The sequence below is a fragment of the Streptomyces sp. NPDC031100 genome (genome assembly GCF_055570785.1).
This window is the reverse complement of record NZ_JBVIGN010000010.1, coordinates 258,628-285,627: the sequence shown is the minus strand read 5'-3', so window position 1 is coordinate 285,627 and position 27,000 is coordinate 258,628. Positions and strand designations below refer to the sequence as shown.

At 68.6% G+C, this 27,000-nt stretch carries 21 protein-coding genes; 8 read left to right on the top strand and 13 right to left on the bottom strand.

Annotation, left to right across the window (positions count from 1 at the left end):
* Positions 1 to 226: 226 nt before the first annotated feature.
* The 3 genes from ACZ5DS_RS27825 (at position 227) to ACZ5DS_RS27815 (ending at position 3,347) form a co-directional block, all read left to right on the top strand.
* Positions 227 to 1,300 carry a ParA family protein gene (locus tag ACZ5DS_RS27825; RefSeq protein WP_468243807.1) on the top strand — a complete coding sequence of 358 codons (1,074 nt, stop codon included), beginning with the start codon at positions 227 to 229 and terminating at the stop codon, positions 1,298 to 1,300.
* The gene (locus ACZ5DS_RS27820; protein WP_468243551.1) at positions 1,297 to 2,397 is read left to right on the top strand and encodes a ParB/RepB/Spo0J family partition protein; all 1,101 of its coding nucleotides are present in this window, start codon (positions 1,297 to 1,299) and stop codon (positions 2,395 to 2,397) included. Before ACZ5DS_RS27825 ends, ACZ5DS_RS27820 begins: the two co-directional genes overlap by 4 nt.
* Before the next feature lie 332 nt (positions 2,398 to 2,729).
* A complete protein-coding gene (locus tag ACZ5DS_RS27815; RefSeq protein ID WP_468243549.1) occupies positions 2,730 to 3,347 on the top strand; it encodes a GNAT family N-acetyltransferase in 618 nt (205 codons plus the stop codon).
* Between the two features lie 52 nt (positions 3,348 to 3,399).
* On the opposite strand, the gene trxA is transcribed toward ACZ5DS_RS27815, so the two are convergent.
* The 7 genes from trxA to ACZ5DS_RS27780 all read right to left on the bottom strand — a co-directional run bounded on the left by trxA (position 3,400) and on the right by ACZ5DS_RS27780 (position 13,242).
* Positions 3,400 to 3,732, bottom strand: a complete 333-nt coding sequence (gene trxA / locus ACZ5DS_RS27810; protein ID WP_468243547.1) for a thioredoxin — start codon at positions 3,730 to 3,732, stop codon at positions 3,400 to 3,402.
* A 48-nt stretch (positions 3,733 to 3,780) separates the two neighbouring features.
* Positions 3,781 to 4,743, bottom strand: coding sequence for a thioredoxin-disulfide reductase (gene trxB, locus ACZ5DS_RS27805; protein WP_468243544.1), 963 nt, complete (start codon positions 4,741 to 4,743; stop codon positions 3,781 to 3,783).
* Between the two features lie 171 nt (positions 4,744 to 4,914).
* On the bottom strand, positions 4,915 to 5,862 hold the full coding sequence (locus ACZ5DS_RS27800) for an anti-sigma factor (protein ID WP_468243542.1): 948 nt from the start codon (positions 5,860 to 5,862) through the stop codon (positions 4,915 to 4,917).
* Positions 5,859 to 6,602: an RNA polymerase sigma factor SigM gene (gene sigM / locus ACZ5DS_RS27795; RefSeq protein ID WP_468243539.1), complete on the bottom strand. Its 744-nt coding sequence runs from the start codon at positions 6,600 to 6,602 to the stop codon at positions 5,859 to 5,861. Before sigM ends, ACZ5DS_RS27800 begins: the two co-directional genes overlap by 4 nt.
* A gap of 26 nt (positions 6,603 to 6,628) precedes the next feature.
* Positions 6,629 to 8,347 carry a protein kinase family protein gene (locus tag ACZ5DS_RS27790; protein ID WP_468243537.1) on the bottom strand — a complete coding sequence of 573 codons (1,719 nt, stop codon included), beginning with the start codon at positions 8,345 to 8,347 and terminating at the stop codon, positions 6,629 to 6,631.
* A gap of 118 nt (positions 8,348 to 8,465) precedes the next feature.
* Positions 8,466 to 10,829: a murein biosynthesis integral membrane protein MurJ gene (gene murJ, locus ACZ5DS_RS27785; protein ID WP_468243535.1), complete on the bottom strand. Its 2,364-nt coding sequence runs from the start codon at positions 10,827 to 10,829 to the stop codon at positions 8,466 to 8,468.
* 46 nt (positions 10,830 to 10,875) lie between these two features.
* A complete protein-coding gene (locus ACZ5DS_RS27780) occupies positions 10,876 to 13,242 on the bottom strand; it encodes a DUF6049 family protein (RefSeq protein WP_468243533.1) in 2,367 nt (788 codons plus the stop codon).
* Between the two features lie 256 nt (positions 13,243 to 13,498).
* Between ACZ5DS_RS27780 and ACZ5DS_RS27775 the strand changes: the two genes are divergently transcribed.
* The gene (locus ACZ5DS_RS27775) at positions 13,499 to 14,965 is read left to right on the top strand and encodes a CCA tRNA nucleotidyltransferase (protein WP_468243531.1); all 1,467 of its coding nucleotides are present in this window, start codon (positions 13,499 to 13,501) and stop codon (positions 14,963 to 14,965) included.
* 45 nt (positions 14,966 to 15,010) lie between these two features.
* On the opposite strand, the gene ACZ5DS_RS27770 is transcribed toward ACZ5DS_RS27775, so the two are convergent.
* From ACZ5DS_RS27770 to ACZ5DS_RS27760, 3 genes are all read right to left on the bottom strand, one after another.
* Positions 15,011 to 16,321: an MFS transporter gene (locus tag ACZ5DS_RS27770; RefSeq protein ID WP_468243529.1), complete on the bottom strand. Its 1,311-nt coding sequence runs from the start codon at positions 16,319 to 16,321 to the stop codon at positions 15,011 to 15,013.
* Between the two features lie 95 nt (positions 16,322 to 16,416).
* Positions 16,417 to 17,499: an inositol-3-phosphate synthase gene (locus tag ACZ5DS_RS27765; protein WP_468243527.1), complete on the bottom strand. Its 1,083-nt coding sequence runs from the start codon at positions 17,497 to 17,499 to the stop codon at positions 16,417 to 16,419.
* A 43-nt stretch (positions 17,500 to 17,542) separates the two neighbouring features.
* Positions 17,543 to 18,229 carry a PadR family transcriptional regulator gene (locus ACZ5DS_RS27760; protein WP_468243525.1) on the bottom strand — a complete coding sequence of 229 codons (687 nt, stop codon included), beginning with the start codon at positions 18,227 to 18,229 and terminating at the stop codon, positions 17,543 to 17,545.
* Between the two features lie 362 nt (positions 18,230 to 18,591).
* Here ACZ5DS_RS27760 and ACZ5DS_RS27755 point away from each other — a divergent pair, with 362 nt between their 5' ends.
* On the top strand, positions 18,592 to 21,252 hold the full coding sequence (locus tag ACZ5DS_RS27755) for a transglycosylase domain-containing protein (RefSeq protein ID WP_468243523.1): 2,661 nt from the start codon (positions 18,592 to 18,594) through the stop codon (positions 21,250 to 21,252).
* A 129-nt stretch (positions 21,253 to 21,381) separates the two neighbouring features.
* On the top strand, positions 21,382 to 22,914 hold the full coding sequence (locus tag ACZ5DS_RS27750; protein WP_468243521.1) for a glycosyltransferase family 87 protein: 1,533 nt from the start codon (positions 21,382 to 21,384) through the stop codon (positions 22,912 to 22,914).
* Between the two features lie 113 nt (positions 22,915 to 23,027).
* On the opposite strand, the gene ACZ5DS_RS27745 is transcribed toward ACZ5DS_RS27750, so the two are convergent.
* The 3 genes from ACZ5DS_RS27745 to ACZ5DS_RS27735 all read right to left on the bottom strand — a co-directional run bounded on the left by ACZ5DS_RS27745 (position 23,028) and on the right by ACZ5DS_RS27735 (position 25,762).
* Positions 23,028 to 24,059, bottom strand: a complete 1,032-nt coding sequence (locus ACZ5DS_RS27745) for an alanine racemase (protein ID WP_468243519.1) — start codon at positions 24,057 to 24,059, stop codon at positions 23,028 to 23,030.
* An 84-nt stretch (positions 24,060 to 24,143) separates the two neighbouring features.
* Positions 24,144 to 25,265, bottom strand: a complete 1,122-nt coding sequence (femX, locus tag ACZ5DS_RS27740; protein WP_116149792.1) for a peptidoglycan bridge formation glycyltransferase FemX — start codon at positions 25,263 to 25,265, stop codon at positions 24,144 to 24,146.
* Positions 25,266 to 25,444: 179 nt separating this feature from the next.
* Positions 25,445 to 25,762 carry a hypothetical protein gene (locus ACZ5DS_RS27735; RefSeq protein WP_468243517.1) on the bottom strand — a complete coding sequence of 106 codons (318 nt, stop codon included), beginning with the start codon at positions 25,760 to 25,762 and terminating at the stop codon, positions 25,445 to 25,447.
* A 262-nt stretch (positions 25,763 to 26,024) separates the two neighbouring features.
* Here ACZ5DS_RS27735 and rpsF point away from each other — a divergent pair, with 262 nt between their 5' ends.
* Positions 26,025 to 26,315: a 30S ribosomal protein S6 gene (gene rpsF / locus ACZ5DS_RS27730; RefSeq protein ID WP_003956532.1), complete on the top strand. Its 291-nt coding sequence runs from the start codon at positions 26,025 to 26,027 to the stop codon at positions 26,313 to 26,315.
* Positions 26,316 to 26,390: 75 nt separating this feature from the next.
* The gene (locus tag ACZ5DS_RS27725; RefSeq protein WP_468243513.1) at positions 26,391 to 26,966 is read left to right on the top strand and encodes a single-stranded DNA-binding protein; all 576 of its coding nucleotides are present in this window, start codon (positions 26,391 to 26,393) and stop codon (positions 26,964 to 26,966) included.
* Positions 26,967 to 27,000 lie beyond the last annotated feature (34 nt).

Here is a 27,000-nt window from a genome sequence, read left to right as displayed (position 1 = left end):
AACCTACGCGAGACGGAGTGTCGCGAAGATTCGGTCGCCGTCGCTGTGCATCGTGTTTCACGTGAAACGTCGCTCACTGCTGCACGGCATCATCAGTCGCGGCCGCGCTGCGGCCGAACCGCGCGACCGAAAGCCTCTCGGTTCACTCGCAGAGGCGCCGGAGTTGTCCACAGAGGTGGATTTCTCCACAGAACACCAGGCCTCACTGGTTCACGACCCCGAAGACATGGGAGGCTCTGTTCATTGCGAGCCTGAAGTCGAGGAGAGTGAATCCTTGCGGTCCGACGCCAACATCGCGGGACCGATGACCGATCCGGTCCCCGGTCCCCGTACCGAGTCAATGGGGGCGGATGTTTCACGTGAAACACCGTCCCCGATGGACGACACTCCCATCGGTCGTGCTGCCCAACTGGCAGTGGAGGCTCTGGGCCGCGCCGGCGAAGGTCTGCCACGCCCGGAGCAGACCCGAGTCATCGTGGTCGCCAACCAGAAGGGCGGCGTGGGCAAGACGACGACGACCGTCAATCTTGCTGCTTCGCTGGCTCTGCACGGCGGCCGTGTCCTGGTGATTGACCTCGACCCGCAGGGCAATGCCTCCACGGCACTGGGGATCGACCATCACGCCGAAGTTCCTTCCATCTATGACGTGTTGGTGGAGAGCAAACCGCTCGCCGAGGTCGTCCAGCCCGTCCCGGATGTCGAAGGCCTCTTCTGCGCCCCCGCCACCATCGATCTCGCCGGTGCGGAGATCGAGTTGGTGTCTCTGGTGGCCCGGGAGAGCCGGCTCCAGCGCGCGATCCAGGCGTACGAGCAGCCGTTGGACTACATTCTCATCGACTGCCCGCCGTCGCTGGGACTGCTGACGGTCAACGCGCTCGTCGCGGGCCAGGAAGTCCTCATCCCCATCCAGTGCGAGTACTACGCGCTGGAGGGCCTGGGCCAGCTGCTGCGCAATGTCGACCTGGTGCGGGGCCACCTCAACCCCGACCTGCATGTGTCGACCATCCTGCTCACCATGTACGACGGCCGGACGCGACTCGCCTCGCAGGTCGCGGAAGAGGTGCGCACCCACTTCGGTGACGAGGTGCTGCGGACGAGCATCCCCCGCTCGGTCCGTATCTCCGAAGCGCCGAGCTACGGGCAGACGGTGCTGACTTACGATCCAGGATCGAGCGGTGCCCTCTCCTATCTTGAGGCGGCCCGAGAAATCGCGCTGAAGGGCATCGGCATCAGCTACGACGACAGCCAGGCCCACATCGGCGCCCAGAACGACCCGAGCATGGTGGAGGGGATCCAGTGAGCGAGCGACGGAGGGGGCTGGGCCGTGGACTCGGCGCGCTGATCCCTGCTGCCCCGACCGAGAAGAGCCCGGCTCCGGCCGCGATGGGGGGCGGAGCGTCCACGTCCCCGGTAGCGGTCCCGGTGCTGACGACCGACCGCGGGGTGGCCGCGGCCAAGGTGGCCACGCTGCCGCCTGCTTCCCAGGAGACCGATGAGCTCTCGGTGAGCCCTGTCGCGGAGGTGCCTGCCGCCCCGGTGGGCGCCCACTTCGCGGAGATCCCTCTCGACGCCATCACGCCGAACCCGCGCCAGCCGCGAGAGGTCTTCGACGAGGACGCGCTCCAGGAACTGGTCACCTCCATCCAAGAGGTCGGTCTCCTCCAGCCCGTCGTCGTACGACAGCTGGGTCCCGCCCGCTACGAGCTGATCATGGGTGAGCGGCGCTGGCGGGCCTGCCGAGAGGCGGGTCTCGAGGCCATCCCGGCGATCGTCCGGGCCACCGACGACGAGAAGCTCCTCCTCGACGCCCTGCTGGAGAACCTCCACCGGGCTCAGCTGAACCCGCTGGAAGAGGCAGCTGCCTACGACCAGCTGCTGAAGGACTTCAACTGCACGCACGACCAGCTGGCGGACCGCATCGGACGCTCCCGTCCGCAGGTCTCCAACACCCTGCGGCTGCTGAAGCTGTCGCCGGCGGTGCAGCGCAGGGTTGCCGCCGGGGTTCTCTCCGCCGGGCACGCCCGTGCCCTGCTGTCCGTGGAGGACTCGGAGGAGCAGGACCGGCTGGCTCATCGCATCGTGGCCGAGGGACTCTCGGTGCGAGCCGTCGAGGAGATCGTGACCCTGATGGGATCGCGGCCCCAGGCGCCCCAGCGCGCCAAGGGGCCGCGGGCCGGTGCCCGGGTCTCCCCGGCGCTGAGCGAGCTGGCCTCCCGGCTGTCGGACCGCTTCGAGACCCGGGTGAAGGTCGACCTCGGTCAGAAGAAGGGCAAGATCACCGTCGAGTTCGCCTCCATGGAGGACCTTGAGCGGATCCTCAGCTCCCTCGCCCCGGGCGAGGGACCGGTGCTGCAGAACGGTCTCCACGACAGCGACTCCGAGGAGCAGGACGACTGATCCTCCGGCGGCCCCGCTGGATGGTGAGGGGAGCGGATCGTGTCCGGTGTGTACCGGAAGACGGTCCGCTCTTTGCTTGTCCGCTCTTTGCTTTGAGCCGCTATCGAGTGGATCCCATCGTGGATACGATGCGAATGGGGTATGGCGCATCCACCTGGCAGATCTCTGAGTGGGGAGACAGGGGCCATGCGATCGATGAGCCGCACCGGACTGGTGAGCGCGGGCCTGGGGCTGGGGGCCGTCGGCGGATTCGTCGGCAGCCTGCTCAGGGAACGGAGTGCTCTGACAGCCGCTCGCGACGCAGCGGGCGAAGGAAGCGAGGAACAGCCTTCATGGGGCGTCGGCTCGTACCGCTCACGTTGGACAACGTTCAGGACCTTCCCCAGCGCTGTCGCTCGTGTGTCTTCTGGGAGCTGGACCCTGTCAGCGGGGAAGCCGCGGTAACGGCGGGCACCTCCGCGCTGGAAAAGGAGTCCTGGATCTCCGCCGTCCTCCTTGACTGGGGATCGTGCGGCCGCGTGGTCTACGTCGACGACGTCCCCGTGGGCTTTGTCCTCTACGCGCCGCCGGCCTACGTCCCGCGCTCCTCGGCGTTCCCCACGAGCCCGCTCTCGCCGGATGCCGTCCAGCTCATGACGGCGTTCATCCTGCCTGGCTACCAAGGGCAGGGACTGGGCCGGGTGATGGTCCAGACAGTCGCCAAGGACCTGCTGCGCCGTGGCTTCAAAGCGATCGAGGCGTTCGGTGACGCCCGCTGGAAGGAACCCGCCTGTCTGCTGCCCGCCGATCATCTCCTGGCCGTGGGCTTCAAGACGGTCCGGCAGCATCCCAAGCATCCCCGTCTGCGCCTGGAGCTGCGCTCGACGCTCTCCTGGAAGGAAGACGTGGAGCATGCCCTGGACCGGCTGCTGGGAGCCGTGCAGAAGGAACCGGCGCTTCGACCGCTCTAAAGCGAATGGGCCAACCCGGTCGGGTTGGCCCATTCGTGTTTCACGTGAAACGTCACTCGGCGATGAACTCGTCGAGGTCGCGCACCAGCGCCGCCTTCGGCTTCGCACCGACGATCGTCTTGACGACCTCGCCGCCCTGGTAGACGTTGAGGGTCGGGATGGACATGACGCCGTACTTGGCGGCCGTGCCCGGGTTCTCGTCGATGTTGAGCTTGACGATCTCGATCTTGTCGCCGTGCTCGGCGGCAATGGCCTCGAGGGACGGAGCGATCTGGCGGCAGGGACCGCACCACTCGGCCCAGAAGTCCACCAGGACGGGCTTGTCGCTCTTGAGGACGTCCTGCTCGAAGGAGTCGTCGGTCACTTTCTTCAGGGTGCCGGCCACGGAGGGCTCCTTAACTTGATCGTACGGCGGGGCGGAGGAAGGGGAAGGTCAGACGGCGGTGGCTTCGGCCTTGGCCTCGTCCGCGAGGGCGGCGAGGAAGCGCTCGGCGTCGAGGGCGGCGGAGCAGCCGGTACCGGCGGCGGTGATCGCCTGGCGGTAGGTGTGGTCGACCACGTCACCGGCGGCGAAGACACCGGTGAGGTTGGTGCGGGTGGAGGGTGCGGCGACCTTCAGGTAGCCCTCCTCGTCCAGGTCGAGCTGGCCCTTGAACAGCTCGGTCCGCGGGTCGTGGCCGATCGCGATGAACAGACCCGTCACGGGCAGGTCCGACAGCTCGCCGGTCTTGACGTTGCGCAGCTTCAGACCGGACAGCTTCTGGTCACCCTGGACCTCGGCGACCTCGCTGTCCCAGACGAACTTGATCTTCGGGTCGCTGAAGGCGCGCTCCTGCATCGCCTTGGAGGCACGCAGGGTGTCACGGCGGTGGACGACCGTCACGGACTTGGCGAACCGCGAGAGGAAGGTAGCCTCCTCCATCGCGGTGTCACCACCGCCGATCACGGCGATGTCCTGGTCCTTGAAGAAGAACCCGTCACAGGTGGCGCACCACGAGACACCGCGACCGGACAGGGCGTCCTCGTTCGGCAGGCCCAGCTTGCGGTGCTGGGAGCCGGTGGCGACGATGACGGCCTTCGCGCGGTGGACCGTGCCCGCGGTGTCGGTGACGGTCTTGATCTCACCGGCCAGATCGACGGAGACGATGTCGTCCGGGATCAGCTCGGCGCCGAAGCGCTCGGCCTGCGCCCGCATGTTGTCCATGAGCTCGGGGCCCATGATGCCTTCGCGGAAGCCCGGGAAGTTCTCCACGTCAGTGGTGTTCATCAGCGCGCCACCAGCAGTGACGGCACCCTCGAACACCAGGGGCTTCAGCGACGCGCGCGCGGTGTAGAGCGCCGCCGTGTAGCCGGCGGGCCCGGAGCCGATGATGATCACGTTACGAACGTCGCTCACGGCTTGATTCCTCGTCTCTGGTCTGCGTCAGTCGACCGGTGGAGCCCCTTTCGGAGCTCTCACCCCACCCAACGGATCCTAAGGGGCCCGCATTCCCGGTGTGTCCGGGCACACGGGGATCGCACGCGGTAGACGTTGACCGCACAGACGGAGACGAGTTCGTCCGGGGACTCAGGGGCGAGGTCGAGCCAGGGATTCCTTGAGGAGAACCTTGCCGGCAGAGGCGGACTGCTGAGAGGCGCAGGCCGCGTCCACGACATAGACAGTGACCCGAGTGCTGTCGTCGGCGTCGGGCAGCACGACGAGATAGGCACTCTTACCGTCGTAGGTGCCGACCTTGGCGCCGAGGACATCGTCGCCGTGGCTGATCGCCTGCCGGACACAGTCGGGAACCGAGGGCTCGTTCTGGATGAGGGTGTTCGCGCTCTGGGTCGACGCGGGGCTGTTCGGCTCGGACCCGACGCCCGAGCGTGGCCGCTGACTGTCGGAGCCCGGCTGAGTGCCCTTCTTCGTGGCGAGCAGATCCTTCACCTGGCTCTCCACACTCTGGCCGGAGAACGCGCTGGCGGACGCCGACAGCGGGGGGTGAGTCACTGTCGGGGAGCCACCACTGCCGAGCGACTGCAGAACGAGAGTGCCGGCCCCCAGGACAGCGGCAGTCAGAACCGCACCCAGGACGACGGTCCTGCGGCGCCGTCCGCGCTCGCGCCCCTTCCGTCCCGGTCCCGACGACGCGCTCGGGCGCCCGGCGGGGCGGTCCGCCGGGATCGATGTTTCACGTGAAACACGAGCATGGGTCTCTACGGTGTCCGGCTCCTCGAACCCGGACACCAGGACGGGTGCGTCCAGGGCTTCAGGTGCGGTGGAAGCCAGCAGGGCCTCGGCGGCGAGGGCCGCGTCGATCCGGCCCACAACGTCCGCCGGCATGCGCGGCGGACCCGGCACGGCGCCCAGCAGCCCTCGGATCTCCTCCAGCGAGGCATGGACGTCCGCGCACAGCTCGCAGTCCTCCAGATGGCGTCGTACGTCCGTGCTTCGGCCCGGCGGGAGGAGGCCTTCGGTGAGGTCGGAGATCTCGGCGACGTCCGGGTGCCCGGTCGTGTCTGTCGAGGAAGTCACGCTCGCCCACCTCCGCCCTTCGCTACGGCTGGATCGCTCGGCCCTGTACCTCCGGAACCTCGGTCATGAGGCCCCGTCGCAGGTGGGACGGATGTCCCGTGCACCCGGTTCCGTCCCGGCCCGGGTTCTTTTTGGTCATCCGCAGGGTGGTCATCCGCGCTTCCGGGCCCCAGATGTGTCAGCAGGGGCAGAAGTCTGGCTCTGCCCCGCGCGCACCGGCTCTTCACCGTCCCTGTGGGCACATCGAGGATCCGGGCGGCCTCGGCCACGGGGTAACCCTGCATGTCCACGAGGACCAGAGCCGCACGCTGCTCATACGGAAGCGTGCCGAGCGCCTCAAGGAGCTGACGGTGCACATCGTTCCGCTCAGCAGGAGCGGAGGCCGACTCGTGTGGCTCCAGCAGCTGCTCCAGCCGCTCGGTGTCGTCAACCGGAGCGGTCTTCCTGGAGGCTGCCTTGCGGGCCCGGTCCAGGCAGGCGTTCACGGTGATGCGATGCAGCCAGGTCGTGACGGCCGACTGCCCTCGGAAGGTGTGCGCGGCCCGGTAGGCGGACACCAGCGCATCCTGGACGGCGTCAGCGGCTTCCTCCCGGTCCCCCAGCGTCCGCAGCGCCACCGCCCAGAGCCGATCCCGATGCCGCCGCACGATCTCACCGAAGGCCTCGGGGTCGCCATCCACATGGCGGGCGAGCAGATCCTGGTCGCTCACTCCGTCGTATCCGGCGCTGCCCTCTGCCATCTGCCCCCTCCGGGTCGGGTGAGACGTCAGCCCGTGAACTGGACTTCGCTGATGGCCTGCTTGTAGCCGGCGTCAGAGTACGTCTCGGCGTCGTATCCCGACTTCGGCACGGCCGTCAGCCACACGAGGACGTACTGCGTCTTCACGGACTTGGTGAGCTTCACCGTAGCGGTGGTACCGGTGGTCGTGACATAGCCGACCTTCGTCATCGAGTCCAGCGACCCAGGCGTCAGGGAGTCGGCCGTGTAAAGCTCGACCGTCGTGTGATCACCGGCGTAGCGAAGCCCGATGGTGGCGGCGCCGAGCTTCTTCACCGAGCCGAGGTCGTAGACGATGCCGACACCGGGCTTGAGCGGTGCGATCGGGGGGCCTTCGTTGAAGGACTTGGTCCGCCAGAACGTGGACGTGTTGTGGTCGTAGGTCTTGTCGACGTCGTTGGGGTGCTGGGCGTCTCCCTTGGCGACGAACTCCTGAGCGTTCTGGATCGCTATCGGCGCCTGCTTCGGCCTCTGGCCGCTCTTGTCGCCGCCGTCCTGCGTCTGCGTGTTGTTGTCGTTGGACTTGTCGACCTGGTCCATCAGCGCGTCCGCCAGCTGCCAGCTGCCCAGGCCCAGCGCGGCGATGAGGAGCGCTGAGACCGCCCACTTCAGGGCCTTGCCGGTGCGGCTCTGCAGCGGGGGCGGCGGGGTCGCGATCGGCTGCGTGGCACCGGGGCGCGGTGCGGGGCGGCCGTACGTGCCCTGCTGGTACGTCGTGCGCTGGTATTCCGGCGGGGCAGTGAACGCCGGCTCCGGCGGGCGGATGCGGGGCATCTCGCCGATCGCCTTGACCAGTTCCTCCGGCGTGGTGCACGGAGCCTCGTGACGCGAGGCGGTGGCACCGTCGTTGGCGAGGGCCCGCATGGCGAGTTCGGAGAGGCCGCGGTGGACACCGGCACGCACCTGGTCCGGTGCGATGAGGCCGATGGCCTTGGGCAGCCCGGACAGGCCGTAGGCGTCGTTCTCGTACGGCCAGCGCTGGGTCAGCGCGGCGTACAGCAGGGCGCCGATCGACTCGGTGTCGGTGCGCTGCGGCGTTTCGGAGCTGATGCCACGCAGCGCCGCGTTCACGGCGAGGCCGCGGATGCGCCACTGACCGGTGGAGGTGCGCAGGACGGCGTTCGGGTTCAGCCGCAGATGGGCGAGGCCCTCGCGGTGGGCTGCGGCCATGGCCGAGGCGATCTGACTGACCATCTGGTAGGCGTCGTGCGGCTCCAGCGGGCCGGCCGTCAGCAGCGTGGTCAGCTCGGTGGCGTCGGGCAGCCACTCGTGCACGACATAGACGAGGTCGTTCTCCTCGACGGCGTCGAGGACCTGAACGAAACGTGGGTCGCCGAGCAGTGCGGAGGAACGGGCTGCGGCCAGCACGGACCGGGCCCGCGCATGGTCCGCGGGGAGGATGTGGACGCCGACGGCACGGCGGAGCTTCTCGTCGACCGCACGCCAACTGCTGAATCCGTCCAGACGGGTGACGCACTCCTCGAGACGGTAGCGTCTGGCGAGCTTGTGACCGCTGTGCAGTTCTGGAGGCGAGGTCTTCTGCGCGGGACCCTCCGCTCCACCGCTCCCCTGTGCCTGGTCGCTGTCCGTGTCCAGCTCCGGGTTCTGGGCCACCCCGTCGGCCGTGGACTGGTCCGCCTTGGCGGTCAGCGGCTGTTCGCCGCTGTTGTCTGCCACGTCGACGGCAGCCGTGCTCCGTTCCGCCACCGTCGTCCCTGCCTCCCCATCCGTTGCACGCTGTCCGACGCCGAATCCAATTGTGCCCACAGTCTGCCGCTATGCACGACACACAGCAGCGGACGAAGGTTGTGCGCCTACCCCCGCCTCAGCGACCCAGTCGCCCGCGCACCATTCCCACGAGAGAGTTCAGTTCCTCGATCCGCATCCGGCGAGCCGCCACGAAGAAGACACCGAGCAGCACGGCGCTGCCGACGAGCAGCGCGGCGAGGGAGCCGACGACGCCCTGTCCGAGGGTGTGCCCGACGCCGTAACAGGCCGCGCCGCTGAGCAGGGCCGCCGGCACCGAGGCGATGCCGAGCCGCGCATAGGTGCGCAGCACCCGGCTGCCGTCCAGGTCGCCGCCGAGCCGCTTGCGCAGCCGCTGCCAGGCGACGCCCACACCGATCGCGTAGGCGAGGCCGTACACGGCCGCCATGCCCGCCACCGCCCAGCGGGACGGCAGTGCGAAGTAGCAGAGCACGGAGGCGCCCGCGTTGACCGCCGCCACGATCACGGTGTTGTAGAAGGGCGTGCGGGTGTCCTCGTAGGCGTAGAAGGCCCGCAGGACGACGTACTGCACGGAGTACGGGATCAGGCCGAGGCCGAAGGCCATCAGCATGTAACCGGTGTTGACGGCCGCGTTGGTGGACGCGGAGCCGAAGATCAGCGTGCACATCGGGATGCCGAGGGCGACGAAGCCGAAGGAGATGGGGACGATGGCGACCGCGGTCGTCCGCAGGCCCTGGGAGATGTCGTCGCGGACGGCGCCGCCGTCACCCTCGGCGGCCGAGCGGGAGATGCGCGGCAGCAGTGCGGCCATCAGGGACACCGTGATGATGGCCTGCGGCAGCCCCCAGATCAGCTGCGCATTGGCGTAGGCGGCGAAGCCGGTGCCCGCGATGCCGGAGTCCTTGCCGGCCGCGGTGGACAGCTGGGTCACGATCATCGCGCCGGCCTGGTTGGCGAGGACGAACAGAACCGTCCACTTGGCGAGCATCGCGGCCTTGCCCAGGCCGTGGCCCTTCCAGTCGAAGCGCAGTCTGATCCGGAAGCCGGTCTCGCGCAGGTACGGGATCATGGCGAGGGCCTGCACGACCAGACCGAGCAGCACACCGACGCCGAGCAGCCGCTGGCCCTCCGGCGGGATGCTGGTGACGGTCATGTGGGAGTTCGCGGCGGTGCCGTAGACCCAGATGAACATGCCGAGCGTCACGATGATGACGATGTTGTTCAGGACCGGGGTCCACATCATCGCGCCGAACTTGCCGCGCGCGTTGAGGATCTGGCCCATCACCACGTGGATGCCCATGAAGAAGATCGAGGGCAGGAAGTAGCGGGTGAAGGTGACCGCCACGTCGTTGGCCGCCGGGTTGGTCGCGATCGGGTTCGACAGCATCCGGACCAGGAGTGGCGCCGCGAACATCGCGAGACCGGTCAGTGCGGCCAGGGCCACCATCACGAGGGTCAGCAGCCGGTTGGCGAAGGCCTCGCCGCCGTCCTCGTCCTCCTTCATGGAGCGCACCAGCTGGGGCACGAAGACGGAGTTGAGGCCGCCGCCGACGGTGAGGATGTAGATCATCGTCGGCAGCTGGTACGCCACCTGGAACGAGTCGGCGAGGAAGCCGAGACCCAGCGCGGCGGCGATCAGCGCGGAGCGGATGAATCCGGTGAGCCGGGAGACCATCGTGCCCGCCGCCATGACGGCGCTGGACTTCAGCAGCCCGGACGCGCGTCCGCCCTTCTTCGCGGCGGGAGCGGCCGGAGCGGCCGGAGCGGAGGCCTGAGCCGGACCGGCGGGCTCGGGCGCCGCGGCCGGTGCCGGCACGGGCGGCTGGACCGGGTTTCCGGCGGCAGGGGGACCGGACTGGTAGGGGGGCTCGACGTGCTGGTTCGCGTACTGCGGGCTCTGGGCGTGCGGCGGCCCCGGGTAGGGAGCCGAAGGGCCCTGCCCGGCGCCCTGCGCGGCAGCCGGGCCGGGGACCGGCGGGTCCATCGGCGCGGGGCCGGCGCCCTGCTGCTGGTCCCGGAAGAGGTGAGCGAAGGCGTCCGGCTCGTGGTACTCCTCGCCGGAGTGCGTGACCAGGTCGTCGACGCCCACGAACTGGGTCGTGCGGGGGTTGTCGCCGTACGGCAGGTAGGGGCTCGCGCTCTCCGGCTCCGGCGCCGGGGTCTGGGCCCACACGCGCGGGTCCGGGGCGTAGGGCGACTGGGCCGGCGTGGCGTACAGCGGCTGCTGCGGCTCGTACGAGCCCGGGGGCGGCGGCGGGTGCGCGGCACGGTCGTAGAGCGCCTCGGCGACCGGGTCCTGGGCGGCGAGGTCCTGCGCCCGGTAGGGGTCCTGGTCGTAGGCGTCCTGGAGGTACATGTCCGCTGGGGGCTGCGGGGGCACCTGGCCGGGCTCGGGCGGCGGCTCGGGGTAGCCCGAGCCGGCGGCGCCCTGGCCGCGGTCACCGTCGTACGGCGCGTTCATGGTTACCCCACCTCATCGTCCCGGGCCACACCGGCCACGACATCGCTCAACGGTCCACTCTCTCACCCGTCCCGGACGGGTCGGCGCTTTCCGGTGCGGTGTCCGGCGCAGGGTCACTCGGCTGCTCCCGGTCGTCTGCCCCCGAACGGGCGTCCGACTCCTCCGGGAGACGATCGCCGGGGGCGCCGGGGTTCCCCGGTTCGTCGTCGGGGTCCTCCCCCGCACCGTCGGGGCCGTTGTCGTCGGCCTGACGGGCGGCCGCGCGCTTGCGCTGGGTGTACATCCGGAAGCCGGCGAGGACCAGGAGGAGCACACCGCCGCCGATGACCAGCATGACGGTGGGCGTGACCTCGGTGACCTTCACATCGAAGCTGACCGGGTCGCCGTACTCCTGGCCGTCCTCGGTGTACATCTGGGCGATGACCGTGACCCGGCCGTTGGCGTTGGCCGAGGTGGTGAACTTCACGGACTGGCTGTGGCCGCCGGAGACGTCGACGGGCTGCTCGTAGTAGGCCTGGCCGCCGATCTTCAGCCGGGTCGGCTGCGTCGAGGTGAGCCGCAGGACCAGGTGGCTCACGGGCTGGACGAGGTTGTTCTGGACGGTCACCGGGATGGTGGCGCTGCGTCCGGAGAGCTTGGTCTCGGACTTGTCGATCAGCTTGACCTGTTCGGCGAGGTCGTCGAGCCAGTTCTCCACATCGCCCCGGAAGCTGTCCGCCTCCGTGCTGCGGCCTCGCCACGAGGTGGACATCTCACGGTTTATGGCCCGCCCGAACGGGGTGACCACGCGGGACTGGTCGCTGAGGATCACCTTGAAGTTGTCGAGCTTGTCCTGCGTGCGCGCGATCTGCTCGAAGGCCGTCCTCGGCGGTTCCTGCTTGCGCAGCGAGGAGGGGTAGACGGACGTGGAGGGGATGCGCGTGGTGGCGCTCGCGTCGGGCTTGGCCTTGGCCGCCGCGGTGAGGTTCTGCGACTGGGACCAGTTCCCGCCCTGGAGCGCCTGCACCGCCGCCGCCATCGCCTGCGCCTGGCTCGCCGACGGCATCCGCTGCGGGGCGACGACGATGCTGCGCTGCTCGTCCGTCTGCGCGTTCACTTCCAGGCTCTGGGCCAGGAACTCCTGCACCGAGAGCGTCGCCGAATCCGCCTTGGTCAGATCGCCCTCGAAGGCCGTGGACAGCCGTGCGTCGGCCACCACCGCGGTCGTACCTCCGCCGACCGGGCGGGCGGCCGAGGGGGTGTAGGTCAGCCCGGCGGTCTCCTGGAGGCTGTCGCTGCGGGCGATCACGCGGTCGGCACCGGCGGACGTGGCGACCTTCATGATCGACGGGTCGACGGCGCCTTCCACGGGCCAGGCGAAGTCGGTGGTCGGCGTGACGTGGAGCACGGTCTTCACGGTGGTGCCGGCGACGTCGGTGGCGTCCTTGAGGTGGCTGAGGGAGCCGGTGACGCGGGTGCCGTTGTGCGCGAGGGAGGCGAGGTCCGGGTCGGCGAAGGGCAGCGCGACGACCTCCTTGCCCACCACGGCCTTCTGCAGGTTGGCCAGCCACTGCTTGGCGACCGCCTGGTGGGTGCCGGCCGTGGTGGTGGCGCCGTCGCCCTGGATCCGGTAGTTGCCTGCCATCGCGTCCACCGACGCCAGCAGGTCCGGGTCGATCACCCAGGTGACGTCCAGGTCCTTGCCCAGCTCCAGCATCTGGTCCAGCCGACCGCCCGGGGCGATCTCCTTGGCCAGGTCGTCGTTGAGGAAGACCGGCGTCTGCAGCTCGCCTGCGCCCGTCCTGGCCGTCATGTGGACCGAGGAGATCAGCGGCCACAGGAACGTCGTCTTCGTCTTCGTGTCGGCCTCGGAGGGCTGCCACGGCAGGAACGTCCGCTGGATGCCGAGCATCTGCTCATAGGGCTGTGCGGAGGTCTGGCCGGAGAGGGAGACCCCGAACTCGTAGACACCGTCCTCGCCGAGGTCCAGCTTGTCCACCGGGACCGAGATGCTGAAGTGCTCGGCGACGCCCGGAGCGAGCTTCGAGAACTTCTGCTCGTACTTTCCGCCGACCTCGCTGCCGGTGCCGCTCGGGATGTCGTCGGAGTGCCGGGAGATGCCGTCGATCGCCGAGCGCGTGTTCAGCAGGGGACCCACCCGCAGGCCCACGTGGGCGCCGGTGACGGCCTGCTTGCCGTTGTTGGTCACCGTGCCCGACACGGTCAGCGTGTCCCCGTCCGTGGGGGCGCTCGGGCTGAGCGTGTCCAAGGAGACCGAGACGCTGTCCGAGGAGGCGGCCTGGGCCGGCCCCGCGGCGTGCAGCTGGAGGAGTCCCGCCAGCAGGGGCGCCCCGGCGAGCAGTGCTCCGGTGCGCCGCATCCAGCGGCGGGCAGGTGAGGCACTGGTCCCCTGGAAGTGAGCCGCCTCGGCCACGCGCTCGTCCGTCCCTCGTCGTCGTCAGTGGTCGTCGGAATGTGCGTCCACGCATGGTAACGAGGCGCGCTGAGGGGAAGTGCCGCGGTCCGCTCCACAAGATCGGGGGAGAGCGGCGCCACGTCCCCTATATCCAGTATCGAGGGGAGAGCAGAGGTACGCCGTAACCGCAGCCCTTGTGCACGTATGCCGGGAGGAGTCCCTGCCGTCTAATCGGGGCGCCCGGGGGCGCCGGGGCCACGTACCCTCTTCTGTTGTGCCGAACTCCCACGATGACAATCCCTCTGCCCTGAGCCAGGCGCAGCAACGCGCTGTGAGCGAGCTGCTACGGGTGGCCCCCGTCGCCGACGACCTCGCCCGCCGTTTCCAGGAGGCCGGCTTCTCGCTCGCCCTCGTGGGAGGCTCGGTCCGCGACGCGCTGCTCGGCCGGCTCGGGAACGACCTGGACTTCACCACGGACGCGCGCCCCGAGGACGTACTGAAGATCGTGCGGCCGTGGGCGGACGCCGTCTGGGAGGTCGGGATCGCCTTCGGCACCGTCGGCGCGCAGAAGGACGCCCGTGTCGGAGACACGGATTGGCGCTTTCAGATCGAGATCACCACCTACCGGTCGGAGGCGTACGACCGCACCTCGCGCAAGCCCGAGGTGTCGTACGGCGACTCCATCGAGGAGGACCTGGTCCGCCGAGACTTCACGGTCAACGCGATGGCCGTGGCGCTGCCGGAGAAGGAGTTCATCGACCCGCACGGGGGTCTCGACGACCTCGCGTCCCAGGTGCTGCGCACCCCCGGCACGCCTGAGGAGTCGTTCTCGGACGATCCGCTGCGGATGATGCGGGCCGCCCGGTTCGCCGCCCAGCTGGACTTCGAGGTCGCCCCCGAGGTCGTCACCGCGATGACGGACATGGCCGGGCGGATCGAGATCGTCTCCGCCGAGCGGGTCCGGGACGAGCTGAACAAGCTGATCCTCTCCGCCTGCCCGCGCAAGGGCCTGGCCCTGCTCGTCGACACCGGCCTTGCCGACCACGTCCTGCCCGAGCTGCCGGCCCTGCGTCTGGAGAGTGACGAGCACCATCGGCACAAGGACGTGTACGAGCACACGCTGATCGTGCTGGAGCAGGCGATCGCGCTGGAGGAGGACGGTCCCGACCTCACGCTGCGTCTGGCGGCGCTGCTGCACGACATCGGCAAGCCGCGCACGCGCCGCTTCGAGTCGGACGGCCGGGTCTCGTTCCATCACCACGAGGTGGTCGGCGCGAAGATGACCAAGAAGCGCATGACCGCCCTGAAGTACTCGAACGATCTGGTGAAGGACGTCTCACGTCTGGTCGAACTCCACCTGCGCTTCCACGGCTACGGCACAGGCGAGTGGACGGACTCCGCGGTACGCCGCTACGTCCGTGACGGGGGTCCGCTCCTGGACCGCCTGCACAAGCTGACCCGCTCCGACTGCACCACGCGGAACAAGCGGAAGGCGGCCGCGCTGTCGCGGGCCTACGACGGCCTGGAGGAGCGCATCGCCCAGCTCCAGGAGCAGGAGGAGCTGGACGCGATCCGTCCGGACCTCGACGGCAACCAGATCATGGAGATCCTGGGCGTCGGTCCCGGCCCCGTCGTGGGCAAGGCGTACAAGCACATGCTGGAGCTGCGCCTGGAGAACGGCCCGATGGAGCACGACGCTGCGGTGGCGGCTCTCAAGGAGTGGTGGGCCGAGCAGGGCTGAGGCCGTCGGCGAGGTTGTGTTTCACGTGAAACATGACCCGGGGTCTTATCGAGGGGGCGATGTTTCACGTGAAACATCGCCCCCGTTGCTGTCCCGGTGTTGTCCGAACCGAGCCATCGCCGCAGCGACCCCGGCATAGATCAGGGCAACGAACACGACCAGGACCACTGACCGGCCGTCCGGTGGCAGCATCACGGAGGCCACTCCGGCAGCACCCACGAAAGCGACGTTGAAGAGGACGTCGTACACGGAGAAGATCCGGCCGCGGAAGCCGTCCTCGACCGACGACTGGACGATCGTGTCCGTGGAGATCTTGGCACCCTGGGTGATCAGACCCAGGATGAAGGTCGCGACGAGCAGCGGGCCGGTGGCGAACGGCAGGCCGAGTGCGGGTTCCAGAACCGCGGCCGCGCCGGAGCAGACCACGATCCAGCGACCGGGTCCGAGGCGCCCCGCTGCCCCCGGTGTCACCACGGCGGCCGCGAAGAAGCCCGCGCCGGACACCGCCAGCGCGAGCCCGAGCAGGCGGAGCCCTTCGTCGGGGGTCGAGGAGAGGGCGTACCGGCACAGCATGAGCAGCAGAACGAGGAGCGCGCCGTAACAGAAGCGCATCAGCGTCATCGCGACGAGCGCCCAGGCCGCTTCCCGGCGCCGGGGCTCGACCAGATGCCGGACGGCGGCAAGGAGATCGCGTGCCGTCTCGGCGAGTGCGGTCCCCAGATAGGGGCGGGCAAGCGTCCGGTCGGGGCCGAGGAGCGCAGGAGGCATGGTCAGCGAGGTCAGAGCGGCGCACAGATAGAGGAAGGCGCCGAGCAGGACCACTGCGGCATCGGAGCCCGATGCCACGAGGCGTACGACGAAGGCGAGGCTGCCGCCGGCAGTCGCTGCGAGCGTGCCGGCCGTCGGGGACAGCGAGTTGGCGATCACCAGGCGCTCGGCGTCGACCACGCGCGGCAAAGAGGCGGACAGGCCGGCGAGGACGAAGCGGTTGACGGCCGTGACGCACAGCGCGGAGACATAGAACAGCCAGTCCGGCACATGGCTGACCATCAGCACGGCGGTGGCCGCCGCCAGCAGCGCGCGCAGCAGGTTGCCGTAGACGAAAACCTGTCGGCGCCGCCACCGGTCCAGCAGGACGCCGGCGAAAGGGCCGACCAGTGAGTAGGGCAGCAGCAGGACCGCCATCGCCGAGGCGATGGCCGTGGCCGAGGCCTGTTTCTCCGGGGAGAAGACGACGTACGCGGCAAGTGCGACCTGATAGACACCGTCGGCGCCCTGGGAGAGCAGGCGTACGGCGAGCAGGCGCCGGAAGTTCCGGAAGCGGAGCAGGACGCGCAGGTCGCGAACGACGGGCATAGGGCACAGCCTCACACATGCGAGAGGGTCCCCGGGTGTGGAAACCCGGGGACCCTCACAGCCCTGGCAGGAGCGTTCTCAGACGAGCGACGGACTCAGCGCTCGACCTCGCCGCGGATGAACTTCTCGACGTTCTCGCGGGCCTCGTCGTCGAAGTACTGGACCGGCGGGGACTTCATGAAGTACGAGGACGCCGACAGGATCGGGCCGCCGATGCCGCGGTCCTTGGCGATCTTCGCGGCGCGCAGGGCGTCGATGATGATGCCGGCGGAGTTCGGGGAGTCCCAGACCTCGAGCTTGTACTCCAGGTTCAGCGGGACGTCGCCGAAGGCGCGGCCCTCGAGGCGGACGTACGCCCACTTGCGGTCGTCCAGCCAGGCGACGTAGTCGGACGGGCCGATGTGGACGTTCTTGTCACCGAGGTCCCGGTCGGGGATCTGGGAGGTGACGGCCTGCGTCTTGGAGATCTTCTTGGACTCGAGGCGGTCACGCTCGAGCATGTTCTTGAAGTCCATGTTGCCGCCGACGTTCAGCTGCATCGTGCGCTCCAGGCGCACGCCACGGTCCTCGAACAGCTTCGCCATGACGCGGTGCGTGATGGTGGCGCCGACCTGGGACTTGATGTCGTCACCGACGATCGGGACGCCCGCCTCGGTGAACTTGTCCGCCCACTCCTTGGTGCCGGCGATGAAGACCGGGAGGGCGTTGACGAAGGCGACCTTGGCGTCGATGGCGCACTGGGCGTAGAACTTCGCCGCGTCCTCGGAGCCGACGGGCAGGTAGCAGACGAGCACGTCGACCTGCTTGTCCTTGAGGACCTGGACGACGTCGACCGGCTCCTCGGCGGACTCCTCGATGGTGAGGCGGTAGTACTTGCCGAGGCCGTCGAGGGTGTGGCCGCGCTGGACCGTGACGCCGGTGGTCGGAACGTCCGCGATCTTGATGGTGTTGTTCTCGGAGGCGCCGATCGCGTCCGCGAGGTCGAGGCCGACCTTCTTGGCGTCGACGTCGAAGGCAGCGACGAACTCGACGTCACCGACGTGGTAGTCGCCGAACTGCACGTGCATCAGGCCGGGGACCTTCGACGCCGGGTCGGCGTCCTTGTAGTACTCGACTCCCTGCACCAGCGACGCGGCGCAGTTGCCCACGCCGACGATGGCTACGCGAACCGAACCCATTCCGGTTGCTCCCTGTGTGTACGAGTGAGGCCCTGAGTGGGACTCACGTGGCGGTGTCGTCGGGCGTATCCGGCCGGGAGGTCTTCCCGGGCCGGGGCAGGCCGCCCGTCGATCCATGTGTGGTGTCCTGCTGAGCGGACCCCCCGGATACGGAACCCTTCAGGTCCCGCCCGGCCCGCTCGCTCTCGATGAGCTCGTTCAGCCAGCGCACTTCGCGCTCCACGGACTCCATCCCGTGGCGCTGGAGCTCAAGCGTGTAGTCGTCGAGGCGCTCCCGGGTGCGCGCCAGAGAAGCGCGCATCTTCTCAAGGCGCTCCTCCAGGCGGCTGCGCCGGCCCTCCAGCACGCGCATGCGCACATCGCGCGAGGTCTGCCCGAAGAAGGCGAACCGTGCGGCGAAGTGCTCGTCCTCGTACGCGTCGGGACCGGTCTGTGAAAGAAGCTCCTCGAAGTGCTCCTTACCTTCTGCCGTCAACCGGTACACGATCTTCGCGCGGCGTCCGGCGAGGGGAGCGGCGAGGGCGTCCTCATGGGTGCTGCTGCCCGGTTCCTCGATCAACCAGCCGTTGGCGACCAGCGTCTTGAGACAGGGGTACAGGGTCCCGTAGCTGAACGCCCGGAACACACCCAGCGACGTGTTGAGTCGTTTGCGCAGCTCATAGCCGTGCATCGGGGACTCGCGCAGCAGCCCGAGTACGGCGAACTCGAGGATGCCGGAACGCCGGCTCATGAGCGCCTCCTCTCGGTCCGCCACGTCTTATCTCGCGCTGATGTATCGACTCGATACATCACGACGATAGAACGGCCTTCCGTATGCGACAAGAGGGAAGACGGTGAACGGGATCACATCACCGATTCGTAGGAGGCGAGTTGCCTGTTTTGGGGTGAACTTCGGGCCTCGGAGGGTTTTGGCGGTGCGTAGTCTGTGCGGCATGCACACCACCGGGAACCACGTGACGCCGGGGGGCGTCCTCGTCCCCGGTGCAGTACGGGTGAATGCGGAACCGACCACATCCGTACTTCGGGGGGACCGGAAACCAGCCGCCGTTTCCAGGCGCGCACGGGTGCGCCTGCCCGAGGAGTAATCGTTCGATGAGCGAGCACCGTCGCAAACCGCCGCAGCCGCAGGGAGGCGGACGTGCCGCGGCCCGACGCGGCCAGTCCGGCTCGTCCTCCGGCCGCCGTGCGGCACCGCGAGGCGCCACCGGGTCTTCTGCCGACTCCTATGGTTCCAGTTCCCATGGGTCGGACTCGTACGGCTCGGGAGGTGAAGAGCGTCCCTACGGCGGCCGTGCCGAGGCCCGCCGGGCGGCGCAGAGAGCCGGCGGCCGACGCCGCGCCGCCGACAACGCAGGTCCGGGCGGCCGGCGCGGCGGTCCCGGCGGGACCGGCCCTGGGCGCGGCAGAGGCCGCGCGGCGACAGCACCCGGCAAGAAGCGGTTCATCGACTACCCCCGGGCGGGCAAGTACGGCTGGCAGCGCTGGGTGCCGTCCTGGAAGCTTGTCTCGGGACTGTTCATCGGCTTCGTCGGCTGCCTGGTCGCCGCCGTGGGTATCGGGTTCGCGATGGTGCAGATCCCCAGCGAGAACATCGCCGCACAGTCGCAGAACAACGTCTACTACTGGGCCGACAAGACTCAGATGGTGGCAACGGGCACCGGCGTGAACCGTCAGAACGTCACCATCGACAAGATCCCCGAGGCCATGCAGTGGGCCGTGATCTCGGCGGAGAACAAGAGCTTCTACCAGGACTCGGGTGTCGACCCCATGGGTATCGCCCGAGCCCTGGCCAACATGGCGCGAGGCGGTCAGACGCAGGGTGGTTCGACCATCACCCAGCAGTTCGTCAAGAACACGTACCTCAGCCAGGACCAGACCGTCACCCGCAAGTTCCGCGAGATGTTCATCTCCATAAAGGTGGGTGCCAAGCTCTCGAAGCCGCAGATCCTCCAGGGCTATCTGAACACCTCGTACTACGGCCGCGGTGCCTATGGCATCCAGGCCGCCGCCCAGACCTACTACGGCAAGGACGCGGTCAAGCTCACACCCAGCGAGTGCGCCGTCCTCGCGGCTCTGTTGAAGGGCGCGACGTACTACGACCCGGCGGGCAACCCCGACCTCGACAAGTCGGCGACGCAGGCAGCCAACACCAGGCGTTCGCAGGAGCGCTGGGCCTGGATCCTCGGCGAGATGCACAAGGACAAGCACCTCTCCGACGCCGAATACAAGACGGCCCTCAGTAAGTACCCCACGCCCCAGGGCCGCAAGGCGACCAAGGGCATGACCGGCCAGATCAGCTACCTCGTCGACACGGCCAAGAAGTACGTCCTCGCCCACTCCGACATCACGGAGGCGGACTTCGACAGGGGCGGCTACCAGATCTACACGACCTTCAAGAAGGACAAGGTCAACGCGCTGAGCGCGGCCGTGAAGAAGGTCCAGAAGGACCGCCTCGACCCGAAGCACCGCAGCCTGGACAAGTACGTCCAGTTCGGCGCGGCGTCCGTGAAGCCGAACGACGGAGCGATCGTCGCTCTCTACGGCGGTGACGGCTACGAGAACGGCCACTTCACCAACAACGCCGACACCTCGGGTGTCCCCGTCGGTTCGACCTGGAAGCCGTTCGTGCTGGCCGCGGCCATGGAGTACGGCACGTTCAAACGTCCCGGCACGCCGGTCTCGCCGCTGAGCAAGTACAACGGCAACGACCATCTCAAGGTCATGAGGCCGGACGGGTCGTACTACCTCAACAAGGACAACTCGACCTTCTTCCAGAACAACGAGAGCCCTCACAAGTGGGGCTACATCACCCTGCGCAAGGCGATGGAGCAGTCCATCAACACGCCCTTCGTGCAGCTGGGCGTCGATGTCGGCATGTCGAAGGTCCGGGACGTGGCCCGATCGGCCGGCATCCTCGACCAGAGCATGTCCCAGGACCTCAACCCGTCGTTCGCCATCGGTACGTCCACTCCGAGCGCGATCCGCATGGCTGATGCCTACGCGACCTTCGCGGCGTCCGGCAAGCAGGTGGATCCGTACTCGGTGACGGCCGTGAAGAAGGACGGCGAGGACCAGGAGGGCTTCCACAAGCCCAAGGTCAAGCAGGCCATGGAAGCGAAGATCGCCAACAACGTCACCGACGTCCTGGAGAACGTCATCCAGAACGGTACGGGAACGAACGCCAAGGCCCTGGGTCGTACGGCGGCGGGCAAGACCGGTACCACCGACAAGAACAAGTCGGCCTGGTTCGTCGGCTACACCCAGCAGCTGTCGACCTCCGTGGCGATGTTCCGGGAGAACCCCAAGGACCACGAGCTGCTCTCCATGAACGGCACGGCGGGCAAGGACTCCATCCACGGTGGTGACATCCCGACGCTGGTGTGGACCGAGTACATGAAGGCCGCGCTGAAGAACCAGAACGACCTCGGCTTCCCGGAGGCCGAGAAGATCGGCGAGATCCAGGACGAGGCGGGGGCGCCTTCCCCGACCCCGTCGGCCACCATCACGCCGAGCGAGACGCCCAGCGACTCACCGAGCCCGACGCCGAGCGACACGGCCACGTCCCCGTCTCCGTCGCCGAGCGATTCCTGCCAGTTCGGCTGGGGCAACAACTGCAACGGCAGCAACGGCGGGAACGGGAACGGTGGCACGGACGGAGGCACGACTCCCACGCCGACAGTCACCGACACCACCGGCACCGGCAACAGCAGAGGTAACGGAAACGGAGGCATCTTCGCAGGTCAGAACGGCTAGCCAGGCAGTCTGACCGGTTGGCGGCCACATCGTCCGCCACGGGTGTTTCACGTGAAACGAGGGCCGCCGCACCCACGAGGTGCGGCGGCCCTCGGCGTATTCCTAGCCAGGTACGGCAGGATGTGGCCCATGCCCAGTGCAGAGATGACGCCCGCGAGCATGCACGAGCCGGAGCCTGTGCGACCCGCCGGTGCGGAACCGGTGCGGCCGACCAGGGAGGACGAGGTCGCCGCGGCCGGAAGTGAGCTGATCGGGGGCCCCATCGGGCGCCGTGCCCTGCTCGGGACGTCCTGGTGGACACCCCTGCGGGTCATCACGATCGTCGCGATCGGCATGTTCGCGCTCGGCCTCGTCCAGAAGGCGCCCTGCTACCACAGCGGCTGGTTCTTCGGCGCCAGCTCGCAGTACACGCACGCCTGCTACTCGGACATCCCTCACCTCTACCAGGGGCGTGGTTTCGCCGACGGGCTGGTGCCGTACTTCGACAAGCTCCCGGGTGACATGGACTACCTCGAATACCCGGTGCTGACCGGCGTGTTCATGGAGGTGGCCGCCTGGCTCACGCCCGGCAGCGGCAGCATCCAGCACCAGGAGCAGTGGTACTGGTTCGCCAACGCCGGGATGCTGATGGTCTGTGCGGCCGTCATCGCGGTCTGTGTGACCCGCACCCACCACCGTCGCCCTTGGGACGGCCTGCTGGTCGCTCTGGCGCCTGCCGCCGCCCTCACGGCCACCATCAACTGGGACCTGCTCGCAGTGGCCCTGACGGCCGCCGCGATGCTGATGTGGTCACGGGGCCGCGCCGTCGCCTTCGGAGTCCTCCTGGGGCTTGCCACGGCCGCCAAGCTCTATCCGGTCTTTCTGCTCGGCCCGCTGCTCGTCCTGTGCTGGCGGGCCGGCAAGTGGCGGGAGTTCTTCCAGGCTGTGGCCGGAGCCGTCGTCGCCTGGCTCGTCGTGAACCTGCCGGTGATGATCTTCGCCTTCCAGGGCTGGTCGAAGTTCTACAGGTTCAGCCAGGAGCGGGGCGTCGACTTCGGCTCCTTCTGGCTGATCTGGGCCCAGAACACCAGCCACCCACCTACCACCGACTTCGTGAACACCACCGCCACCGGACTGGTGGTGCTGTGCTTCCTCGGTATCGCGGCACTGACGTTCACCGCCCCGCGCCGGCCGCGCTTCGCCCAGCTCGTCTTCCTGATGGTGGCGGCCTTCATCCTCACCAACAAGGTCTACTCCCCGCAGTACGTCCTCTGGCTGGTGCCGCTGGCGGTCCTCGCCCGGCCCAAGTGGCGGGACTTCCTGATCTGGCAGGCGTGCGAGGTGGCGTACTTCCTGGGCATCTGGATGTACCTCGCCTACACGACCAGCGGGGATGCCCACAAGGGTCTGCCGACGCAGGGCTACCACTGGGCGATCGCGGTGCACCTGCTGGGCACCCTGTACCTGTGCGCCGTCGTCGTACGTGACATCCTCATGCCCGAGCGGGACGTGGTGCGCCGCTCCGGCGACGACGATCCCTCGGGCGGGGTCCTCGACGGCGCGGAGGACGTCTTCGTCCTGGGCGCGGCGGCCCATCCCCCGCGGCACGCCGCCCACTTCGATGCGCCTCAGGTCGACTGGGGCAGGCCGATGCCACCGCCTCGCGAGGACCGTTCGCTCTGAGCGAACACCGCCTGGGTGGGCCCTCGGTGGCCCTTCGGCGGGCATGAAGGCGGGCATGAAGAAGGCCGTACACGAGCGCCTCGTGTACGGCCCTTTCGCTTCGGTGGTCCGGCCTAGCGGTCGACGATCCGGTCGAACTGCGTGGTGGTGTGCCGCAGATGGGCCACCAGCTCGTCACCGACCTTCGGCTCGGGAGCGTCGGAGGGGACGAACAGGATCGACACCTGCATGTGCGGCGGCTCGGCGAACCAGCGCTGCTTGCCGCCCCAGACGAACGGAGAAAGGTTCCGGTTGACCGTGGCGAGGCCGGCCCGTGCGACGCCCTTGGCGCGCGGCATGACGCCGTGCAGGGCCTTCGGGGCCTCCAGGCCCACCCCGTGCGACGTACCGCCCGCCACGACCACCAGGAAGCCGTCCGAGGCCGCCTTCTGCTGCCGGTAGCCGAAGCGGTCGCCCTTCGCCACACGTGTGACGTCCAGGACGGCGCCGCGGTACTCGGTGGCCTCGTGGTCCCCCAGCCACAGCCGGGTGCCGATGCGGGCGCGGAACCGGGTCTGCGGGAACTGCTGCTGGAGCCGGACGAGTTCCTCGGCCTTGAGGTGGCTGACGAACATGGTGTGCAGCGGCAGCCGGGCCGCGCGCAGCCGGTCCATCCAGCCGATGACCTCCTCGACGGCGTCCGAGCCGTCGGTGCGGTCCAGCGGCAGATGGATGGCGAAGCCCTCCAGCCGGACGTTCTCGATGGCGGCGTGCAGCTGCGGCAGGTCCTGCTCGCTGATGCCGTGCCGCTTCATCGAGGACATCACCTCGATGACGACACGGGCGCCCACGAGGCCGTACACACCGTCGATGGACGACACCGAGCGGATCACGCGGTCCGGCAGCGGGACGGGTTCCTCACCGCGCCGGTACGGCGTCAGCACCAGCAGGTCACCGCTGAAGAAGTCCTTTATGCGCGCGGCCTCGTACGTGGTGCCGACGGCGAGGACGTCCGCGCCCAGGCGCGTGGCCTCCTCCGCCAGCCGGTCGTGCCCGAAGCCGTAGCCGTTGCCCTTGCAGACCGGGACGAGGCCCGGGAACTGCTCGTGCACGTGCTTGTGGTGCGCCCGCCAGCGCGCGGTGTCGACGTAGAGCGTGAGCGCCATGGCCGGACCCGGAACCTTTCTCGTGGGCTGCGGTGTGTCAGAGGTGTGAGAGCTGCGAAGGCTATGGAATCAAATGCCCGGGGCTCAGCGGCGCGACATGTAGATGTCGAGCGCCTTGTGGAGCAGCTTGTTCAGCGGGAAGTCCCACTCGCCCAGGTACTCGGCGGCCTGGCCACCGGTGCCGACCTTGAACTGGATCAGGCCGAAGAGGTGATCCGTTTCGTCCAGCGAGTCGGAGATCCCGCGCAGGTCGTAGACGGTGCCGCCGAGCGCGTAGGCGTCGCGCAGCATCCGCCACTGCATCGCGTTGGAGGGCCGGACCTCACGGCCGATGTTGTCGGAGGCGCCGTAGGAGTACCAGACGTGGCCGCCGACGATCAGCATGGTCGCGGCGGACAGGTTCACGCCGTTGTGGCGGGCGAAGTACAGCCGCATGCGGTTGGGGTCCTCGGTGTTGAGGGCCGTCCACATGCGCTGGAAGTACGACAGCGGGCGGGGCCGGAAGTGGTCGCGTACGGCCGTGATCTCGTACAGCCGCTGCCACTCGGCCAGGTCCTGGTAGCCGCCCTGGACGACCTCGACGCCGGCCTTCTCGGCCTTCTTGATGTTGCGGCGCCACAGCTGGTTGAAGTTCTTGTGGACCTCTTCCAGGGAGCGGTTGGCCAGCGGCACCTGGAAGACATAGCGGGGCTGTACGTCGCCGAAGCCGGCGCCGCCGTCCTCGCCCTGCTGCCAGCCCATGCGGCGCAGCTTGTCGGCCACCTCGAAGGCGCGCGGCTCGATGAAGTCGGCCTCCATGTCGCGCAGGCGCTTGACGTCCTGGTCCTGGATGCCCTTCTTGATGGTCTCCGCGTTCCAGCGGCGGATGATCACCGGCGGGCCCATCTTCACGGAGAAGGCACCCTGCTGCTTGAGGTGCGCCAGCATCGGCTGGATCCAGTCGTCCAGATTCGGCGCGAACCAGTTGATGACCGGACCTTCGGGGAGGTAGGCGAGGTAGCGCTTGATCTTGGGCAGCTGGCGGTAGAGGACCAGGCCCGCACCGACCATCTCGCCGGTGCGCTCGTCGAACCAGCCGAGGTTCTCCGAGCGCCACTCTGCCTTCACATCGGCCCAGGCCGGGACCTGCATGTGGCTAGCCGCCGGCAGGCTCTGGATATAGGCCAGATGTTGCTCGCGGCTGATGGTCCTCAGGGTCAGGCTCATGTCGGGGCGCTCCTCGGGCTGGTGTGTCCCCATGGGTACAGGGGCTCCGGCTCTCGCGCCGAAGCCTACTGCGCCTTGCGAGCGCCCCGACTGGGGCGTACGACACCTTCGCCCCGGCTTGGGGCCACCGGGGCGTCTCTACGGAGTCCGGGAGGGCGTCGGACCGACGGTCGGGAGGATCAGCCGCCGATGAGCCCGCCGAACAGCCCGCCGTGTGCCATGCCGATCAGGAAGCCGACTCCGGAGGCACCGAGACCCAGGATCAGACCGGTCCGCTCACGCGTGGTCTCCGAGATCCACTGTCCGTACGCGCCGATGAGGATGCCGAGCAGGCCGGTCCAGGACGTGAGCAGGTGCAGGCCGTGGAAGAAGGACGTGATGAAGGAGACCAGGCCCAGGACCAGCGTCACCGCCATCAAGGTGTCCTGGAGTGGACGGATCTTTCCGTCGGTGGCGAACAGGGATCCGGCGGTGTTGGGTCGCAATGCCTGAGTCATGAGGCACCTCCTGCGGATCGCGGCGCACTGTAGCGCCATACACACCCGATGTGTACAGATTGAAGGGCCCCCGCCGCCGGATTTCAACCGGAAGCGCGTTGCGGGTAGCCTGTAACGTCTGCACCGGTTCTGCCCAGGCCACTGCGGGGGATCCCGCGGGAACCCCCGATTGTCAGTGGCGGCCGATACCGTTGCGTACGCATCACAACCCTCCTGCCACGGAACGACCGTGGCCGCTGAGTCCAAAGGAGGTGGGTTCCACATGCGTCACTACGAGGTGATGGTCATCCTCGACCCCGATCTGGAGGAGCGCGCTGTCGCCCCCCTGATCGAGAACTTCCTCTCCGTCGTCCGTGAGGGCAACGGCAAGGTGGAGAAGGTCGACACCTGGGGCCGTCGTCGTCTCGCGTACGAGATCAAGAAGAAGCCCGAGGGCATCTACTCGGTCATCGACCTGCAGGCCGAGCCTGCGGTCGTGAAGGAGCTCGACCGCCAGATGAACCTGAACGAGTCGGTCCTCCGGACCAAGGTCCTCCGCCCCGAGACCCACTGAGCTCTCCCGCTCAGCTGATCTCGGAATTCGAGTAGCAGCAAGCAGCCAGCAGCAAACCCGCCGAGAGGTTCCCCCATGGCAGGCGAGACCGTCATCACGGTCGTCGGCAATCTTGTCGATGACCCCGAGCTGCGCTTCACCCCGTCCGGTGCGGCGGTCGCGAAGTTCCGCGTCGCGTCCACTCCCCGCACCTTCGACCGCCAGACGAACGAGTGGAAGGACGGCGAGAGCCTCTTCCTGACCTGCTCGGTCTGGCGTCAGGCGGCGGAGAACGTCGCCGAGTCGCTCCAGCGAGGCATGCGCGTCATCGTGCAGGGCCGGCTGAAGCAGCGGTCCTACGAGGACCGTGAGGGCGTCAAGCGCACGGTCTACGAGCTGGACGTCGAGGAAGTCGGCGCCAGCCTGCGCAACGCCACGGCCAAGGTCACCAAGACCGCCGGTGGCGCTCGCGGTGGCCAGGGCGGTTATGGCGGCGGTGGCGGCCAGCAGGGCGGCGGCTGGGGCGGCGGCTCCGGCGGCGGCCAGCAGGGCGGCGCTCCTGCCGACGACCCGTGGGCGACCGGCGCTCCCGCCGGTGGCAACCAGGGTGGCGGCGGCTGGGGCGGCGGCTCCGGCGGCGGTGGCGGCTACTCGGACGAGCCCCCCTTCTAGGTCTTCGGACCGAGGGCGGGTCGTACCCAAACTT

Bases quoted from the DNA above. Each gene is read 5' to 3' on its own strand.
- ACZ5DS_RS27825 (WP_468243807.1), top strand. From the start codon at position 227: ATGGGAGGCTCTGTTCATTGCGAGCCTGAAGTCGAGGAGAGTGAATCC.
- ACZ5DS_RS27815 (WP_468243549.1), top strand. From the start codon at position 2,730: ATGGGGCGTCGGCTCGTACCGCTCACGTTGGACAACGTTCAGGACCTT.
- sigM (WP_468243539.1), bottom strand. From the start codon at position 6,602: ATGGCAGAGGGCAGCGCCGGATACGACGGAGTGAGCGACCAGGATCTG.
- murJ (WP_468243535.1), bottom strand. From the start codon at position 10,829: ATGAACGCGCCGTACGACGGTGACCGCGGCCAGGGCGCCGCCGGCTCG.
- ACZ5DS_RS27770 (WP_468243529.1), bottom strand. From the start codon at position 16,321: ATGCCCGTCGTTCGCGACCTGCGCGTCCTGCTCCGCTTCCGGAACTTC.
- ACZ5DS_RS27765 (WP_468243527.1), bottom strand. From the start codon at position 17,499: ATGGGTTCGGTTCGCGTAGCCATCGTCGGCGTGGGCAACTGCGCCGCG.
- ACZ5DS_RS27760 (WP_468243525.1), bottom strand. From the start codon at position 18,229: ATGAGCCGGCGTTCCGGCATCCTCGAGTTCGCCGTACTCGGGCTGCTG.
- ACZ5DS_RS27755 (WP_468243523.1), top strand. From the start codon at position 18,592: ATGAGCGAGCACCGTCGCAAACCGCCGCAGCCGCAGGGAGGCGGACGT.
- ACZ5DS_RS27750 (WP_468243521.1), top strand. From the start codon at position 21,382: ATGCCCAGTGCAGAGATGACGCCCGCGAGCATGCACGAGCCGGAGCCT.
- ACZ5DS_RS27745 (WP_468243519.1), bottom strand. From the start codon at position 24,059: ATGGCGCTCACGCTCTACGTCGACACCGCGCGCTGGCGGGCGCACCAC.
- femX (WP_116149792.1), bottom strand. From the start codon at position 25,265: ATGAGCCTGACCCTGAGGACCATCAGCCGCGAGCAACATCTGGCCTAT.
- ACZ5DS_RS27735 (WP_468243517.1), bottom strand. From the start codon at position 25,762: ATGACTCAGGCATTGCGACCCAACACCGCCGGATCCCTGTTCGCCACC.
- rpsF (WP_003956532.1), top strand. From the start codon at position 26,025: ATGCGTCACTACGAGGTGATGGTCATCCTCGACCCCGATCTGGAGGAG.
- ACZ5DS_RS27725 (WP_468243513.1), top strand. From the start codon at position 26,391: ATGGCAGGCGAGACCGTCATCACGGTCGTCGGCAATCTTGTCGATGAC.